The sequence below is a fragment of the Lysinibacillus sp. genome, assembly GCF_032093475.1.
Lineage (GTDB): Bacteria > Bacillota > Bacilli > Bacillales_A > Planococcaceae > Lysinibacillus > Lysinibacillus irui.
Window position 1 is genome coordinate 23,807 of record NZ_DAMDAY010000003.1, and the last position, 17,952, is coordinate 41,758.

The window sequence follows — 17,952 nt, forward strand, 5'->3', positions numbered from 1 at the left end:
TTTGATAATGATAAACTGCATTAAAAGTGATGAAGCCAATATAAGTTAAAATCACAATTCGAAAGTTAAAAGGAAATATAAAAAAATTATTAATACCCTTTTACATTTTATAAAAATATTTCAAAAGAGAGGGATTTTTATGGAAAATAGAATCTTAAAGGTAACTGGAATGTCATGTGGTCATTGTGTAAATACTGTTGAAAAAAGTTTAGGGAAATTAGAAGGTGTTGATCAAGTAAACGTGAATTTAAAAGATGCACAAGTTGAAGTATCGTTTAATGAATCCCAAGTATCGCTTGAGAAAATTAAGGAAACAATAGAAGAACAGGGATATGAGGTAAAATAATATTTTTGAGAGTGCATAAATGCACTCTCTTGTTTTCAAAAATATATACCCCTATTGGGTATGAGGAAGGTGAACAGCATCATGAGTAATACATTAAAAGAAGCGAGCATTCAGATCACAGGAATGACCTGTGCAGCTTGTGCAACTCGTATAGAAAAAGGTTTAAATAAAATGGATGGTGTGGAACAAGCGACTGTTAATTTAGCGCTTGAAAAATCATCTATTAAGTACAATCCAGCAAAATTAAGTGAAGAAGATTTCGAAAAAAAAATAGAAGCACTTGGTTATGGGGTTGTTAAACAAAAGGCGGAACTTGATATTACAGGTATGACATGTGCAGCTTGTGCAACTCGCATTGAAAAAGGGTTAAATAAGTTAAGTGGTATCTCTTCTGCCAATGTTAACTTAGCCCTGGAAAAAGCAATGATTGAGTTTAATCCATCTGAAGTGTCAATCGTAGACATCATTGCGAAGGTGGAGAAATTGGGCTATGGGGCTCATCAAAAGGCTGATGAACAGGAAACAGTGGACCATCGAGAAAAGGCCATTAAACAGCAACAACGAAAATTTATTTTATCGGCTATTCTTTCTTTACCGCTGCTTTGGACGATGGTTGGACATTTTTCCTTTACATCATTTTTATATGTCCCAGAATTTCTAATGAATCCGTGGATCCAAATGGTATTGGCTACTCCTGTGCAATTTATTGTTGGTAAGCAATTCTATGTAGGGGCATATAAAGCTTTACGTAATGGTAGTGCTAATATGGACGTACTTGTGGTCATGGGGACATCAGCAGCTTATTTCTATAGTGTTTATCAAGCGATTGTGACGATAGGGTCGCATCATGGTCCAAATCTTTATTTTGAAACGAGTGCTGTATTAATTACATTAATATTATTAGGTAAATTATTTGAAGCCAAAGCAAAAGGACGCTCATCTGAAGCCATAAAAAAACTAATGGGACTTCAAGCTAAAACCGCTATTGTTGTACGTGACGGTGTAGAAAAAGAGGTTCCTTTAGAAGAAGTTATCATTGGCGATGTTATTCTAGTGAAACCAGGTGAAAAGATACCTGTAGATGGTGAGGTAATAGAGGGAACAACAGCTGTTGATGAATCAATGCTTACAGGTGAAAGTTTACCAGTTGATAAAAAGCAAGGCGATCAATTATTTGGATCGACGATTAATAAAAATGGATTTATTAAAATGACAGCGACAAAGGTTGGTCGTGACACAGCGTTAGCACAAATCATTAAAGTGGTTGAGGATGCTCAAGGATCAAAAGCACCAATTCAACGCTTAGCAGATCAAATTTCGGGGGTTTTTGTACCAATTGTTGTTGGCATTGCAATTGTCACATTTTTAGTTTGGATCATTTGGGTTCGCCCAGGAGAATTTACACCAGCTTTAGAGGTCTTAATTGCAGTACTTGTAATCGCTTGCCCTTGTGCGCTTGGGTTAGCAACGCCAACCTCCATAATGGCAGGTTCAGGTCGTGCAGCTGAATTTGGTATTTTATTTAAAGGTGGAGAACATTTAGAACAAACACAAAGTATTGATACAGTGGTTGTAGATAAAACAGGTACAGTAACACATGGTAAGCCTGTTCTTACAGACGTTCTTTTAGATTCAGAGCAGGAGGAAGCTCGTTTTTTATCATTAATTGGGGCTGCTGAAAAACAGTCAGAGCATCCGTTAGCAGAAGCTATAGTACAGGGCATAGAAAAACGTGGCATAGCATTAGGAGAAGTTCAATTTTTTGAGGCTATTCCAGGTTATGGTGTGCAGGCAACTGTGTCAGGTCAAGGAGTTGTCATTGGTACACGAAAATTAATGCAACAATACGGAATCAATATTGATAATATTTTACCAACAATGGAGCAGTTAGAGCGAAACGGTAAAACAGCAATGCTTGCTGCCATTAATGGTCAGTATGCAGGCTTAGTAGCTGTTGCTGATACAGTTAAAGATACGTCAAAAGAGGCAATCCACCGACTACAGAATATGGGCATTACAGTCATTATGATGACTGGTGATAATGAACGTACAGCTCAAGCGATAGGAACAGAAGTAGGCGTGAATCAAGTTATCGCTGAAGTATTGCCTGAAGGTAAAGCAGACGAGGTGAAAAAGCTACAAGCACAAGGGAAAAATGTAGCGATGGTGGGAGATGGTATTAATGATGCTCCGGCATTGGCCACAGCAAATATCGGTATGGCCATTGGTACAGGAACGGATGTTGCCATGGAAGCTGCTGATATTACGTTAATTCGTGGCGATTTAAATAGTATTGCAGATGCTATTTTAATGAGTCGAAAAACAATGCGGAATATTAAGCAAAACCTATTTTGGGCATTTGCCTACAATACTTTGGGTATTCCTATTGCTGCAATAGGTCTACTTGCTCCATGGGTAGCAGGTGCGGCGATGGCATTTAGTTCTGTATCTGTAGTTTTAAATGCATTACGCTTACAAAGAGTAAAATTAGATAATAAATAACCCTTTAATTCAATTGTAAACTTTACTCTATTGGGTTTACTTATAAAGAAATACGCAATAGTTTAACTGACATAATTTAACTTACTATTTTCATCAGATAAACCATCCTTAGGTAGGTAAAGAGCAAAATAAATTAATTGTTTGGGAAAGTATGGAGGAAAATTGGTATGAGTAATGAAGATAAAAAAATTAAAATTGCCGTTAATGGGGGAATAGAATTTGGGGCAAAACTAAATTCTAAACAACTTTTAACGATCACCAAATATATGGAAGACGACGCACAGCTTGAGTTAACAACCTTCCAACAACTCTATCTAGAAATTCCGGAAAATAAAAAAGAAGAAATAATTGAAGAATTCAACCGTGTTAATTTATCTTGTTATCCAGTTGGCAACTTTGTAAAGAGTTTGAGAACATGTAATTTTTGCAAAGGAGAAGAAGAAGAGGGGATGCCAGTAGCAAAAGAAATAAATAATCGTATAGCAGGAAAAGCTGTACCATTCACTCTTAAAGTTGCATACACAGGTTGCCCTGTTGGTTGCGGTGAACCAATGTTAAGTGATATAGGGATTATGAAAATTAAAGACCATTACAATTTATATGTTGGAGGAAAAGCAAAAGGGAAAGATGCAGAGGTGGGATCTTTGTTGCAAGAGAATCTAACACCAGATGAATTGTACGATAAAATAGAAAAGATTATAAATGTATATTCACAGAATGGAAAAAAACGAGAAACGTTTTTCAAATTTTTAAAACGGATAGGAAAAGAAGAGTTAATAAATTAGTTTTACTCTAAGAAGTTCTGGGAAGGTTATAATGGCGGCTCTGAATAAATGAGCCGCCATTTTTAATTTAAGTCCTCGAACAAAATTTATCGAGTTAATCGTTCTATAAAGATATTTAATTGATTTAATGTTACTTTGTCGTTTACGCCAAATGTGCCATCACCTTTACCTTGCGTAATCTTATTTGATGAAAGAACTGCTATAAAATTTTTGGCCCAATGAGTACTCGTTACATCTGTAAAATTCTTTGGTTCTCCTTGTTGTTCTAAATCAAATGCTTCAACTAAAACCTTTGCTAATTGACCGCGAGTAATCGGTGAATTTGGGTTAAATTTACCATTACTATCTCCATTAAAAATTCCAAGTTTTTTTAGTGCTACTATAGCTCCAGCTTGTTCAGAAGATGATTTAACATCAGGGAAACTTGAGTTTGTATCACTTGTATCTAATGCTAAAGCTTTAGCAAGCTGTATGGCTACTGCTCCACGTGAGGCATAAATGGAAAAGTCTATCTCTTCACCTTTAACTTCTGCTTGAGCTATTTCATTTGTAGTAAAGTTTGCAATACGTTTTGCACCTATATAACGAGAACCCCAATAGTAAGGATCGTTTAATTTATCAATTCTAACACCCGAACTTGGAGTAGCTGATATAAAATTACCATTCTCTATGTATATTCCAACGTGAGATATGCCGTTGCCTGAAGTATTAAAAAATACGAGGTCACCTGCTTTTAAACTATCTTTAGAAACAGAAGTACCTTGCTGATATTGGTCTTTAGATGTGCGCTCTAAAGAAATACCTAACTTAGAAAATATAAACTTTGTATATGCTGAACAATCTACACCTGTATTAATATCATTCCCACCATATTTATAAGGAGCTCCTATATAATCTTTCGCTGTACTCGTCAAATCAGTAACTGATGCTGCTTCAGCATCATTCATACCTATTCCTGAAAAAATTACAAATGACGCAAAAACCGGTAGTAACCATCTCTTTTTCACTAAACTTACTCCTTTCGAAAAGCAATCGCTTTTTTGATTAAAGTAAGAATAGCATGGAATAGAGATACTAAATTTTTCATTTATATTACTGATTTGTGCAGAATATTAAAATTGGTGACTTAATATACTCGGTGTAATCTCACTGCAATAATAACTAGGTGATGTTACTTGAAGATAAATAAAACTTAAATCAAGTAATAATAAAATAAATACTCTCTTTCGAGCATACCTATATAAGGTATACGGTGTGTATTTTAGACAGGCTAATTAAATTGTTAAAGGATGGATATGTGGGATTTTATCAAATGTTTGTCTTAGTATCACTAATGTTTTTATTGTTAATTGTCATAATGGTTTCAAGAATTATGAAAAAGACTATTAAGCCTATGCAAGGTATGACTATTTCAATGTTTTTTAGTATGAATGTAGGGCTAACATTAGGAATACTTTTTGGAGTTACCTTTCAAGGGAACTTGTTTTACTCAACGATTATTTCAATTATTCTCGGTGCAAGCATTGGCTTTTTAAGTGGTTGCAACTTTGGATTATTACCTATGTTAGAAGGTTTAATGGCAGGTTTAATGGCTGGTATGATGGGGGCAATGTTAGGTGAAATGGTGGATGGCGGGCAATCCATTGTATTAATAAGAATTTTTCTGTTGCTATCAATTTTCACTATTTTTTTATTTGCGCTACTTCCAAGTAAAAGTCAAAAAACATTCCAAAGTCAAATGGGCTTTTTAACACCCTTCTTCTTTTCGGTTTTTATACTCTTCTACTTTTTTGGGGGCATTCCTTTTGCCGAAAAACAAATAAACTTTATTAAAGACTCTTCTTTAGTGGATCATAATCTACACTCGAACGCTCAAAATAAATTAGAAAAGAAAGAGATTAAGATTATTTCTATAGAAACAGAAAATATGAAGTATTCGCCCTCTGAAGTAATTTTGGAGAAGAATCAACCGGTTTCATTAGAATTAATTAATAAAGATAATATAGAACATGATATTGAAGTTACAATACCAACATCAAATACTATTAGTAGTAATAATCATGTACATCACAAAAAGGAGGAGAATATGATTCATCTCCATGTTGGGCCTAAAAATACAGAAAAAATGAGTTTTACTCCCATTAATACAGGAGAATATCAATTTGTTTGTACTATTCCAGGACATAAGGAGCTTGGTATGGTTGGCAAGTTTATAATTAAGTAATTAGCTTTGATTTTGTAATTGATATACAAATGGAGTTGTCAAATTAAATACAATGATACTTATTTGAAAATGCCCAGTTATTATTAACAGGGCATAAGGTATATCTATATATTTAGATAAGCTCTATTTTTTGATAAATAAGATGACGGTGAAATAAAAAATGTTTAGTCTCAAATAAAAGTAGGGTATTAATTTTGAAGCATATGGATACAATCACAAATATTATTTTGCTTCGTTTTCATTACTTTGTATAATTTCGTTTACCATTTTTAATTCAGAAATCAAATAATCTATCTGTTGTTGCAAGTAACTTGATGGCGAAGAAAAATCGCTTGTAAATTGGCCATCTTCACTACTTACAGTCTTTAAGACATTCAATGCAATTTCCACAGTTAATGCAAATAATTCATCACCTAGTTTTTCAATAGATTCAATTAATAATTGAGAATCAGAAAATGTTTTAAAAGCTTCGTTATCAATGGTTATCTACTCCTTAAAAAATTGGTTAATCTCATTATATGAATTAATTTAAAAAAAGCTCCTTACCCCTTTTGCTGTTTCAACATTTTTGACAATCCAGGTTTTAAAAATGAATAAGGAAGGTATCTTTAAAATGTATATATTAAATTTTCTTGGTGATTCTAAATAAAGAAAAACTCGTATGAAATATCCCTAAAGTAAATTTATGATGATTGGGAATACAAAAATTCAAGCCTGCGAGTAGGAGGACTATGATGGAGAAAAAAATTATAATGAGTCTTGTTACTATAGTTGCTGCATTAATGCTTTCTGCATGTACAGGAAATACAAATAAGAAAGAAAGTCAACAAGAAATGCAGACAAATGAAATGGCCGAGAAAGATATGGAAGGTATGGACCATTCTGAAATGAATCCTAGTTCAAATGAACTTCCTGAAGGTTTAAAAGAAGCTGAAAATCCTAAGTTTGGAGTTGGGACAAAAGCAATAATTCATGCAGATCACATGAAAGGCATGGATGGAGCTGAAGCAACAATTGTAGGGGCATACGATACAATAGTCTATACTATATCTTACGCTCCTACAAATGGTGGAAATCGAGTAACAAATCATAAGTGGGTCATTCAAGAAGAAATAGAAGGTGCTGGTTCAGAGCCATTTGAACCAGGAACACAGGTTATTATAAATGCTAATCATATGGAGGGTATGGAAGGGGTAACTGCAAAAATTGATTCCGCAGAAGAAACTACTGTGTATGTGGTTGACTACACTTCTACTAATGGTGAAAAAATAAAAAATCATAAATGGCTAACGGAAAGTGAATTATCTTCTCCATAAAAATTAAATACTTAAAGATGTTCGACGAGTCAATTTTGACAAATTGGACATCTTTTTTAGTTTTAGAAATTCTATAATATCCTTTAATTTTAATCCATAATTTCTCCATAATTATTCGTTATATTCATTTTTAATAATATAACAATAACTGAGGAGGCGTGGGAAATTAGAAAGAGAGGAATTATCTTCACTTTGGGAGTATTAGTAGTTTTTTTAAAGGGTTGTACAAACGAAAATATCAATTCAAATAAAATAGCAGTTTTAACAGTTGAATATTTTAGTGGAGATCCACTTAATGATCTATATGTGGAATTACTCGATGAAGAAGGGAAAGAAATAGATTCAACAATTAGTTTGGATAAAGGTGAGGCAGAATTTTATAATTTACAACCAAATGAAACTTATACAGTAAAAGTAGGGAGTCCAGACAATTTTACAACAGGGATGTATTTAACAGAAAAAAAATTTACGTATACGTCATCTACACAATCCATATTGGTTCAAACATATGCAGTAAATCATAATAAAGGATTTGGAGTACCTGTAATTCTACAAAATCCTGAACTACCAAATGGGTGTGAAATAACTACTCTTACAGCAGTACTTAATTACTATGGTGCAGAAACATCTAAATTAGAAATGGATCAAAATTATTTACCTAAACAATCTTTTGAATACAAAATGAAAAAAAAGTATGGGCCAAATCCTAATCAAGCATATGGCGGCGAGCCAAGTAATCTAGAAACGGGTACATATGTTTTTGCCGAACCAATTGTCAAAGCAGCTAATAATTTTATCACAGAGAGAAAGTTAGATTTACAAGCAAAAAATATTAGTGGAAGAACAATAAAAGAAATAACAAATTATATTAGACAGGGAATACCAGTTATTACATGGGTAACATTGGACCTCTCACCACCAAAGGTTAAAGGGGGATGGATTATTGAAGAAACAGGTGAATACCATCAAATGTATCAAAATTTACATACAATGGTACTATTATCTGTGGGAGATACTACTGTGGAAGTAATGGATCCACGTAAGGGAATTATAACATTGGATAAGGGAGCATTTTTTAATAGTTATGAAGCATTAGGCGAACAGGCAGTTGTTGTTTATTAACAATAGTTCATTATATGCAAGTAATAGGTTAAAAAAGATAGCGTTTAATCATGGAAGAAAAATTACTTCATTTACTAGAACAATCTGGATTATTTGCAATTTTGGTTAGTTTAATGATAAATACTTTGGTTAGTATTATAGGTGTACTACCAAGTGTTTTTGTTACAGCCACTAACCTTGTGTTTTTTGGAGTATTCAACGGTTTGCTGATTTCTATTATCGGTGAATCAATTGGTGCAGTTATTAGCTTTATTTTATATAGAAAAGGAATCAATAAATGGAAAAGACCGTTCGTATTGCACCCTAAACTTTTAAAATTAAAGGAGTTGGAAGGTTCTGATGCATTTTGGATAATTGTCAGTTTAAGGATTTTACCTTTTATGTCATCAGGTCTTGTGACTTTTACTAGTGCATTTTCTAAGGTGTCTTTAGGCACATTTACGCTTGCTAGTACGATTGGAAAAATACCAGCTTTAATCTTTGAAGCAGGTGCAGTATATGGTTTTATGCAAGTAAATTTAATATGGAAAATTGTAATAAGTATCTTATTAATTTCAATTATCATTTTGATTTGGAAAGTTAAGAAATAAAAAAAGTTATTCAAAGTTTTCTTAGATAGAGTGGTTAATATTTGTCTCATTTAATTTCAAATCCATAAATTCTCCATATTTATTTGTTATAGTGCCTATGTAAAGAATAAAAGGAGGAAACATAATGAAATCTAAACTTTTGATTACTTCATTATTAGTAGGCGCTATTATAATTGGAGGATGTAGTGCGGGTAATTCGGAATCTAATAATAATTCAAATATGGACCATTCTAATATGTCTGGTATGGACCATTCCAATATGAGTGATGAAGAAATGAAAAACATGGAGGGTATGGATAATAAAGATAGTAGCATGGAAAATGGTCATGCGAGTCATAACAATCCATTAGCATTAAATAATTCAAATGGGGAAAATGAGCTTGCGCTCCCACCTATTATTGAACCTAAAAATGGAATTGTTGATATTACTGCTCAACAAGGAACAACAGAAATCTTTAAGGGAACTAAAACAGAGACATATGGATATAATGGTTCCTTTTTAGGGCCAATCATTCGTATTAATAAAGATCAAACGGTAACGTTTAGAACTAAAAATGATTTATCTGAACCAACAACATTTCACTGGCATGGATTAGAAATCCCTGGAAATGGTGATGGCGGCCCACATCAAGTCCTAGAGCCAGGTGTAACAGAAGATGTAAATTTTACAGTTAATCAGGGAGCATCTACGCTGTGGTTCCATCCACATCCAGAAGGTGCTACAGCAGAGCAAGTATATAAAGGTTTAGCTGGTTTAATTTATATAGATGATGAAAACTCACAAGAAATCAATGTACCAAATGAATATGGTGTGAATGATTTTCCATTAGTATTCCAAGATAGACAATTTACTGAAGAAAAGCAATTAAATTATCAAGCAGTCCTTAATGAAGATGGTACAATTGGAGATACTTTATTAATTAATGGTACGTTGAATCCTAAACTTACAGTTGGTAAAGAAAAAGTAAGACTTCGTTTATTAAACGGTTCTAATGCTCGTAATTATACTTTTAAATTGAATACCGGAGATACATTCCAACAAATTGCTACTGATGGTGGTTTCTTAAATCAACCAACTGATATGAAAGAAATTACCTTAACACCAGGTGAGCGAGCAGAGGTAATAGTGGACTTTTCAAAAATGGATGACAAGACTGATATAGCATTAATAAATGATGAAGGTACTACCCTTTTACCATTTAAAATTGAACAAAAGACTACAAGTACAAGTAAAATTTCAGAAAAATTAAATGATTTTAGTGTTACTGAAGAAGAGAAAAATTTACCAGTTTCTAAGAAGCTTGAACTATTTGGTATGGGGACAATGGTTTCTATAAATGGAAACCAGTTTGATATGAATCGCATTGATTTCACTCAAAAGCAGGGTGAGACTGAAATTTGGGAAATTTATAATAAACCTGATATGATGGGTGGTATGACACATCCTTTCCACATACATGGCACTCAATTTAAAATCGTGTCGATTGATGGTCAAGAACCTCCTTTAAATTTAAAAGGGTGGAAGGATACTGTCTCAATTGAAGCTGGTCAAACAGTTAAATTAGCAGTGAAGTTTAATAATAAGGGCATATACATGTTCCACTGCCATGTCCTTGAACATGAAGAAAATGGTATGATGGGGCAAGTTGAAGTAAATTAAATATAAATAGATTATTAAAACCTCCAAATACCATGGAGGTTTTTTTATTGGTTTCTATTACATAACTCTTATATCTAGGGTTATTGGTCGTGGTTCATATTAAATAACCTACCCTATAGAAATACTCAATCTTTTTTCTAAAATTTCAATTGAAATTTTTAACAACTTAACAACATTTTTATTTAGTTAATACAAAAGAATACCTTAATGATTTTATGTATTTTTTGTCCCTTTAATGGAAATGAATATAAATAAAATGAAAGGTAATATTTATGGAATTTTATAAAGAGATTGAAATCTACTGTTATAAGTGTCGTAAAAAGACCATTTTTACATGTAAGGATTTGCATAATAAAATCGGTGTTGACAGTCATTGTAGTGAGTGTATTGGGATTTGGTTTGAATGGCAAAATCGAGCGGTAGAAAGAGAATTGGAGAAGTGGATTGTATATAATCAAGGGCTGTTAAAAACATAATGTGAATCGAAGAAAGTATAGTATTTTTCTTACTAAAATTAGCAAACGTCCACTCTTTAAAGGACGTTTTTTATGTGTAAACGATTGTAATATAAATACTTTTATAAAATGGAATAAATTAAACTACAAGTAAGTCAAAAAGTTATAATAATTTTAGAAATTATTTTTTTGAACCATAATTATGTCGACGAGGCGGTGCTTTACATGTCTAAAAGGAAATACGGTTGGTCTGAGAAAAAAAGAAATGACTATATTAAAGAAGGACGAGGTCAAGGGGAACTATCAAATTATATACCTTGGATTAAAATACAAGATATATCGTCACAAGGAAATGCTTCTCGATTAATAGGGTGGACCGCGAAGAGACAGCATGAATTGTTGTCTAACTTGGAAAGAGACTTTTTTCTCTTATTAGATTGGGAAGATACAGTGGTAGACATAAGAGAACAGTTTCCTTTAAATGTTGAAACAACTATTCGTATAGCTGAAGAGAAAGGAATTAAGCACTCTAAAGATAATAGTTCAGGTATACCGATAGATATGACAACAGATTTCTTTATAACAGTAGTAAAAAACTCTGAAAGAAAATATATCGCTAGAACTGTAAAACCAAGTGAACAACTTGAAGATAAACGAGTAATTGAAAAGTTTGAAATTGAACGAGAGTATTGGGAGATACAAGGAATAAGTTGGGGGGTCATAACTGAAAAGGAAATTCCTAAACAACTAGCAAACAATATTCTATGGATACATAAATCTTATTATTTAGCAGAAGAAGATATAAGCTATTCTACTTTATTATTGCATTTATTGATTTTAAAAAAAGATAGCGAAGAGAGTTTATTAGTAGTTTGTAATAAATTTGATGAGGATTATAACTTAGAAACAGGCTCATCTTTAAGTTATATAAAACATTTTATAGCTCGAAAATATATTTCGATTGATATGAGTAAGAAAATTAACCCAAGCAATCTAACTTTAGATCAAATTATTATGAATGTTTCTAAGGAGGATAACATTGATTACAATATCAGTTAATGAATTAATTAAAGACTTGACGTGTAATAAAGTATATCGTCTACTTTGGATTGATGAAAGTAACATCGTTACATATGCAATTGATATAGAAGATTCCAATGCCTTACCATTCCTTTTAAAAGTTAAAGATATACATCAAGGATTTATAGAAAATTCATACTCCAAATTCGAATCTGATCACACAAACATACTAATTAACCACATTAATTTACCTGAGGGAATGAAACAAAAGAGAGACACAGCGTGGGCAATTATCAAAAACTTAGTGAATGATGAACCTTCAATTTATAAGAAAAAAGAACGTGGGCAGCTAATAAATGAACTTGTAAATAATAAAGTATGTACAAAAATGACTGCTTATAAATATTTGAGAAAGTACTGGCAGAGAGGAAAAACTATGAATAGTTTGCTTCCGGATTATAGTAACTCTGGAGGTAAGGGAAGAAATAAAAAAAGTGGTACTTTGAAAAGGGGAAAACCTAGAACCACTAACAGTGTAGGAATAAATGTAACCGATGAAACAAGGGAAATATTTCGTAAATCGATTAAAAGGTACTATTTTACAAGCAAGAGAAACTCATTGTCATTCGCATATAAAATGATGATAAAGGAGTTCTATGCAGATGAAGTTCGTTACGAAAACGGAACAAAATATATAGTAATACAGGATGAAAATAAAATTCCTTCATTAAGACAATTTAGATATTGGCACAACAAAGAATTTGGTATTGAACAAAAAATAGTAAGTCGAGAAGGTGAGAAAAAATTTGAACGAGATCATCGAGCAATATTAGGATCTTCAACTTATGAAGTCATGGGGCCAGGATCACGATATCAAATAGATGCGACTATTGGTAATGTGTATCTGGTATCTAGTTTTAATTCTGATTATATTGTAGGTAAACCAATTATATATTTTGTGGTGGACGTATATACACATATGATTACAGGAATGTATATCGGATTTGAAGGTCCTTCTTGGGCAGGAATGATGATGGCAATAGCAAATGCAGCATCAGATAAAAAGGAATATTGCAGTAGATATGGTATAGAAATTTCAAATGAAATGTGGCCATCTGCGCATCTTCCTGAAATTATTCTAGGGGATAGAGGTGAGTTGGAGGGATATAACGTGAATAGTTTAATTGAAGGGTTGGATTTGGTAGTGGAGAATAATCCTGCTTTTCGACCAGATTGGAAGGGAATTGTGGAAAAATTGTTCGATACTTCACAAAGTAAAATAAAGCCGTTCTTACCAGGTTACATACAGAGTGATTTTAGGGAACGTGGGGCTAGTGATTATCGTTTAGAAGCTAAGTTAACTATAGATCAATATACAAAAATTCTAATCAATTTTGTTTTATTTTATAACAAAAATCACTATATGAAGGATTATCTAAGAGATGAGCAGATGATACGGGAAAATGTAAAACCGACTCCTCTTAAACTCTGGAATTGGGGCATTAAAAATAGAGCAGGTAAGCTAAGGAAGGAACATCCTAATACTATAAAGTTTTACTTATTGCCACGAGATACAGCTACAGTAACCTCAAAGGGAATAAAGTTTAAAAATAGGTTATTTAGCTGTGAAACAGCTATAAAGGAATCTTGGTTTGTACAAGCTAGAACAAAGAAAAGTTGGACAGTTGATATTTCATACGATCCTCGAAACATGGACATTATTTATCTGCACATTAATGATAAATCACTTTTTGAAAGTTGCTTCCTTTTAGATCATCAGGAGAGATACAAAAATAAAGTACTTGAAGAAATTGAACAATTATTAATGATTGAACAAAACACATATAAAATTGAAAGTCATAGTTTGTTACAAGAAGAAATTAATTTTTATTCTAAAATTGAAGGAATAGTGGATGAGGCAATTAAGACACCAAATCAAGATGAAAATAATAAAATCACTAAAACGGAAAAAATAAAAAATATTAGAGAAAATCGGGAAGTTGAAAAAAGTTTACGAAGAGAGTATGAGGCATTTCAAATAGGTGTAACTGAGATTGATAATGATAAAAACATTATTTCTTTTGCACCTTCTGAGCAGAAAGATGAAAAAACTGAAACATCTACGATAATGGAATTATTTAAAAAGCAAAGAAGGAAGAAGAAGGAATGAAAAATGGGAAGACAATTGAATTAGAGAGTGGTATTGAAGTTCTATTGGCAGAGTATCGTGAACAAGAAATAATTGATTATAAAGGGAATCCCCTTATTGAAGCGTTACCTCCGATACTCTCTAAAGAAGAAGCGTTTGATCAACTTAGCTTTATACCTATGTTTCATAATAGTGAAAGAAATTTATCAAGTCATCATCGTTACCATGCTTTACTAAGATTATCAAGATTTTATCAGCCTATAAATCAAACCTTAAATCTAGAACAGCGTTTTTCAGGTTTCATTAGGTATGGATATGTTAATCGAAATCCATTACATAAAAAACATGTTCAAGCATTACTTGATTTACACAACAAGCTTGTTAATAAAGAGGAAATTGGATTACCGCCAGATATACGTTCTTCTGCTTCAAGTTTCACTTTAATGGGATATCCAGGAATAGGTAAAACATCTGCGATAGAAAGGGTACTATCTCTTTATCCGCAAGTAATATTGCATCAAAATCCAATCAATTTGATTCAAATTGTATGGTTAAAATTGGATTGTCCACATGATGGATCATTAAAAACTCTTTGTATGGACTTTTTCAAAAAAGTTGATTCGTTGACAGGTACTAATTATTTTGAAAAGTATGGTAAGCCATCAAATTCAGTTAGTTCAATGGTAACTCGTATGGGGCAAGTCGCTCGTTTACACTCAATAGGCGCTCTAATCATTGATGAGGTTCAGCACTCGTTATCTGCATCAGGTGCTGCATCAGAAATGATGATGAATTTTTTTGTAACGCTAGTGAATGAAATAGGAGTACCAGTAATGTTTATTGGAACCATGAAAGCCAAGGCATTATTACAAAAGGATTTCAGACAAGCACGTAGAAGCAGTGGCCAAGGCGACATGGTATGGCAGCAAATGAAACAAGATGATGATTGGGAAGTATTAATCACAAGTATGTGGGATTATCAGTGGACGAATGAATATACGGAACTGACAGAAGAATTATTAAACACGATTTACGAAGAGAGCCAAGGAATTGTGGATGTTGCTGTTAAGTTGTATTTACTCGCACAAGCGAGGGCAATCAATTCTGGCCTTGAAAAAATAACCCCTAAACTTATACAAAAGGTAGTGAAAGAAGATTTGAAACTTCTTCAACCTATGTTGGAGGCTCTTAAATCCGGAAATCAAAGCGACATTGCAAAATACGAAGATATTGTTCCAATGGATATTGAAGATTATATTCTAAATAGATTGCCAGTATTAGACCTTAAGGCCAGGGTTCAGGCGAAAAAAGAAAAGATGGCACAAGATCGTACAAATAAAGAACTTCCAATACTAGAAAAATTAATCCTATCCTTAATTAATTTAGATGTTTCAGAAAAAATTGCTGAAAACGCTGCTAAATATGCACTGAAAAATTCACCTGAGTCAACAATTCCACAACTAATGACTCTATCACTCCAATACATTGAGGGAAAGAAAGAAAAGAAAAATGAAGCGAAAGGCAATATTTCAGTAAATAAACTTCAATCAATAGTTGATATAGGAAAGAAGAATAAACGCTCTGCTTATGAGGCATTATGTGAAGAAGGATATATTAAAAATCCTTTAGATGACTTAATAATGTAAGGGTGTGTAAATAAAATAGATGTTAGCATTTTTTCCTTCAATTTATAAAGATGAACTATTATATAGTGTGTTGGCTAGATACCATAAACGTTCAGGGAATTTAAGTAATAAACATTCAACTTTAGATTTGTTTGGAAAAAAGAAAGCATATATTATTCCTGATTTACCTACTGATTTAGAGATATTATTAGAAAAAGTAAATCCTTTTTTAAATTCGAGTATTGATGAATGGATAAATTATCATACATTGTATAACTACTATACAAATTTTACTTCAAAAGAAATAAAACAGAGTGTTCGAAATAAAATGTTATATGGCTGTGGCAATACTTCCTTGCATTATTCAACAGGTCAAATGGCTGGGACAGTAAAAGAGCCTATGTATTTTCGCTATTGTCCTAACTGCTTTGAAGAAGATATTCAAGTGAATGGAGAAACATATTGGCGGACATATCACCAATTACCAAGTGTATTTATTTGTTTAAAGCATTCTGTCTTGCTTGTAGACAGTTCAATCTTAATTAGGCAAGGAAACTCTTCGTATTTTTATTCAAACATTGAAAACAGTTTAGAGAAGGGCAATAAAAGTGATGTTTCAAAAGTAAACTTTGATTTGCTACGTCATTTTGCTGTAGAAAGTAGCAACTTAAATCAAAAGGATTATAAATTTGATCAGTTAAATTTATTAGAGATTTATCATTACCTATTGGATCGCGAAGGGTATGTAAAATCAAACGGCACAATCGACCAAAGGCGATTAGAAGAAGACTTTATTAAGAAGTTTAAGGTCGATTTTTTAATATTGATGCAATCATTTCCAAGTGGTGTAGAAGGACAGTGTTGGTTAAGGGCAATAACAAGAAAACATCGAAAGTCTTTTCATCCTGTACGGCATTTACTGTTCATTTATTTTTTAGGTGAATCGGTTGATACAATTGAACAGTATGCAAATAAACGATATAGTCCATTTGGTGAAGAGCCATATCTATGTTTGAATCCTGCGGCAGAACACTTTCTACAGCCTGTAATAACTAATTTAAAGGTTACTCGTTGCTATGATACTAAAAGGCCGGTAGGAACCTTCTCCTGTGCCTGTGGCTTTGTTTATTCTCGTAAGGGGCCAGATAAAACAGAAGAGGATAAAACAAATATAGGGCGTATTAAGATGTTAGGTGATACTTGGTTGAGCAAACTCCATCAATTGGTTGAAATAGAACAGTTGAGTTATAAAGCATGCTCAAAAATATTAAAAGTCGACACCAAAACAATTATTAAGTATTCTAAGCAAAGAAATAGTAAGCCTATGAACAAGGAAAATCATATTAAAAGTGATTTGAAGCAAAAATGGCTTGATTTAATTAACCAATACCCCATATTATCAAGAACAGAACTTAGAAAAAAAGACCCATCACTTTATATGCGAATTTATAGAAATGATAAGGAATGGTTAAAGGAACATTCCCCAGTTGTTAAAGTAAATAGGGTTACTAATAAAAGAGTTGATTGGGTACAGAGAGACCTTCACATCTTGGGCATGGTAAAAAAAGCAGTGGAAGATATAAGTGCTAAAGAAAAACCAGTTAGAATAACCGTAAGCAGTATAGGTAAAATGATTAATAATAAATCGTTGTTAGAAAAAAGAGTAAATAAACTGCCCAATACGATGAAGTATATTGAGAGTGTTAAAGAAAATACGACCAATTTTCAAAAGAGGCGTATTAGTTGGGCTATAGATCAATTAAAAGATGAAGAACTTGAAGTTTGGAAAATAATGCGAAAAGCAGGAATCAGTGAAAGATTTTATTCTGGGTTAGAGATAGAAATAAAAAGGCAGATAATAAGTGCGAAGCAAAAATTCTGATATAAAGAATGATACCAAAAAGCCGTGTTCATAGCTGAAAACACGGCTTTTTTTGTTGTAGTCATAATGGTGTTGTTCATCTTTGAAATCGAAAAATTAAAATCCTGTGAATCCACCAAAGAAGGGAGTAAACCAAGCAATAATTTTTGTCATCATGTCAAAATAGAGTAGCACACCCATTACTATCATTAACCATCCACCAATGCTCATAATGAGATGACTTTTTGTCTGGAAAAAGACGTTGCATGCTGTGCAAATCATATTGACTAGAAGAAC

At 32.6% G+C, this 17,952-nt stretch carries 13 protein-coding genes and 1 pseudogene; 12 read left to right on the top strand and 2 right to left on the bottom strand.

Going from position 1 to position 17,952, the window contains the following annotated elements; translation table 11 throughout:
• Positions 1-139 precede the first annotated feature (139 nt).
• The 3 genes from copZ (at position 140) to RT445_RS01340 (ending at position 3,633) form a co-directional block, all read left to right on the top strand.
• Complete coding sequence (gene copZ, locus RT445_RS01330) at positions 140-346, top strand: copper chaperone CopZ (protein ID WP_009374080.1); 207 nt, start codon at positions 140-142, stop codon at positions 344-346.
• A gap of 81 nt (positions 347-427) precedes the next feature.
• A complete protein-coding gene (locus tag RT445_RS01335; RefSeq protein WP_009374078.1) occupies positions 428-2,848 on the top strand; it encodes a heavy metal translocating P-type ATPase in 2,421 nt (806 codons plus the stop codon).
• Positions 2,849-3,015: 167 nt separating this feature from the next.
• Positions 3,016-3,633, top strand: coding sequence for an NAD(P)/FAD-dependent oxidoreductase (locus RT445_RS01340; RefSeq protein WP_009374077.1), 618 nt, complete (start codon positions 3,016-3,018; stop codon positions 3,631-3,633).
• A gap of 86 nt (positions 3,634-3,719) precedes the next feature.
• Here the strand turns inward: RT445_RS01340 and RT445_RS01345 are convergent, their stop codons facing one another.
• Positions 3,720-4,640 carry a C40 family peptidase gene (locus RT445_RS01345; protein ID WP_009374075.1) on the bottom strand — a complete coding sequence of 307 codons (921 nt, stop codon included), beginning with the start codon at positions 4,638-4,640 and terminating at the stop codon, positions 3,720-3,722.
• Positions 4,641-4,930: 290 nt separating this feature from the next.
• On the opposite strand from RT445_RS01345, the gene RT445_RS01350 reads away from it, so the two are divergent.
• The 9 genes from RT445_RS01350 to RT445_RS01390 all read left to right on the top strand — a co-directional run bounded on the left by RT445_RS01350 (position 4,931) and on the right by RT445_RS01390 (position 17,676).
• The gene (locus RT445_RS01350; RefSeq protein WP_051145745.1) at positions 4,931-5,857 is read left to right on the top strand and encodes a cupredoxin domain-containing protein; all 927 of its coding nucleotides are present in this window, start codon (positions 4,931-4,933) and stop codon (positions 5,855-5,857) included.
• Between the two features lie 734 nt (positions 5,858-6,591).
• On the top strand, positions 6,592-7,173 hold the full coding sequence (locus tag RT445_RS01355; RefSeq protein WP_009374071.1) for a YdhK family protein: 582 nt from the start codon (positions 6,592-6,594) through the stop codon (positions 7,171-7,173).
• Between the two features lie 192 nt (positions 7,174-7,365).
• Positions 7,366-8,295, top strand: a complete 930-nt coding sequence (locus RT445_RS01360) for a C39 family peptidase (RefSeq protein ID WP_009374070.1) — start codon at positions 7,366-7,368, stop codon at positions 8,293-8,295.
• A 50-nt stretch (positions 8,296-8,345) separates the two neighbouring features.
• Positions 8,346-8,885 (top strand): TVP38/TMEM64 family protein, encoded by a 540-nt coding sequence (locus RT445_RS01365; protein WP_009374061.1) that lies wholly within the window; start codon positions 8,346-8,348, stop codon positions 8,883-8,885.
• Between the two features lie 124 nt (positions 8,886-9,009).
• Positions 9,010-10,545: a multicopper oxidase family protein gene (locus RT445_RS01370; RefSeq protein WP_009374058.1), complete on the top strand. Its 1,536-nt coding sequence runs from the start codon at positions 9,010-9,012 to the stop codon at positions 10,543-10,545.
• A gap of 680 nt (positions 10,546-11,225) precedes the next feature.
• Positions 11,226-12,059 carry a heteromeric transposase endonuclease subunit TnsA gene (locus tag RT445_RS01375; protein ID WP_009374053.1) on the top strand — a complete coding sequence of 278 codons (834 nt, stop codon included), beginning with the start codon at positions 11,226-11,228 and terminating at the stop codon, positions 12,057-12,059.
• Positions 12,040-14,190 (top strand): Mu transposase C-terminal domain-containing protein, encoded by a 2,151-nt coding sequence (locus RT445_RS01380; RefSeq protein WP_009374050.1) that lies wholly within the window; start codon positions 12,040-12,042, stop codon positions 14,188-14,190. Before RT445_RS01375 ends, RT445_RS01380 begins: the two co-directional genes overlap by 20 nt.
• On the top strand, positions 14,187-15,815 hold the full coding sequence (locus RT445_RS01385; RefSeq protein ID WP_036079781.1) for an ATP-binding protein: 1,629 nt from the start codon (positions 14,187-14,189) through the stop codon (positions 15,813-15,815). Before RT445_RS01380 ends, RT445_RS01385 begins: the two co-directional genes overlap by 4 nt.
• A gap of 19 nt (positions 15,816-15,834) precedes the next feature.
• Positions 15,835-17,676, top strand: coding sequence for a TnsD family Tn7-like transposition protein (locus tag RT445_RS01390; protein WP_036079778.1), 1,842 nt, complete (start codon positions 15,835-15,837; stop codon positions 17,674-17,676).
• Between the two features lie 96 nt (positions 17,677-17,772).
• Here RT445_RS01390 and RT445_RS01395 read toward each other — a convergent pair.
• Positions 17,773-17,886, bottom strand: a pseudogene (locus RT445_RS01395) (cytochrome c biogenesis protein CcdA); the annotation flags it as partial.
• Between the last annotated feature and the right edge of the window lie 66 nt (positions 17,887-17,952).

Bases quoted from the DNA above. Each gene is read 5' to 3' on its own strand.
- copZ (WP_009374080.1), top strand. From the start codon at position 140: ATGGAAAATAGAATCTTAAAGGTAACTGGAATGTCATGTGGTCATTGT.
- RT445_RS01335 (WP_009374078.1), top strand. From the start codon at position 428: ATGAGTAATACATTAAAAGAAGCGAGCATTCAGATCACAGGAATGACC.
- RT445_RS01340 (WP_009374077.1), top strand. From the start codon at position 3,016: ATGAGTAATGAAGATAAAAAAATTAAAATTGCCGTTAATGGGGGAATA.
- RT445_RS01355 (WP_009374071.1), top strand. From the start codon at position 6,592: ATGGAGAAAAAAATTATAATGAGTCTTGTTACTATAGTTGCTGCATTA.
- RT445_RS01365 (WP_009374061.1), top strand. From the start codon at position 8,346: ATGGAAGAAAAATTACTTCATTTACTAGAACAATCTGGATTATTTGCA.
- RT445_RS01370 (WP_009374058.1), top strand. From the start codon at position 9,010: ATGAAATCTAAACTTTTGATTACTTCATTATTAGTAGGCGCTATTATA.
- RT445_RS01375 (WP_009374053.1), top strand. From the start codon at position 11,226: ATGTCTAAAAGGAAATACGGTTGGTCTGAGAAAAAAAGAAATGACTAT.
- RT445_RS01385 (WP_036079781.1), top strand. From the start codon at position 14,187: ATGAAAAATGGGAAGACAATTGAATTAGAGAGTGGTATTGAAGTTCTA.
- RT445_RS01390 (WP_036079778.1), top strand. From the start codon at position 15,835: ATGTTAGCATTTTTTCCTTCAATTTATAAAGATGAACTATTATATAGT.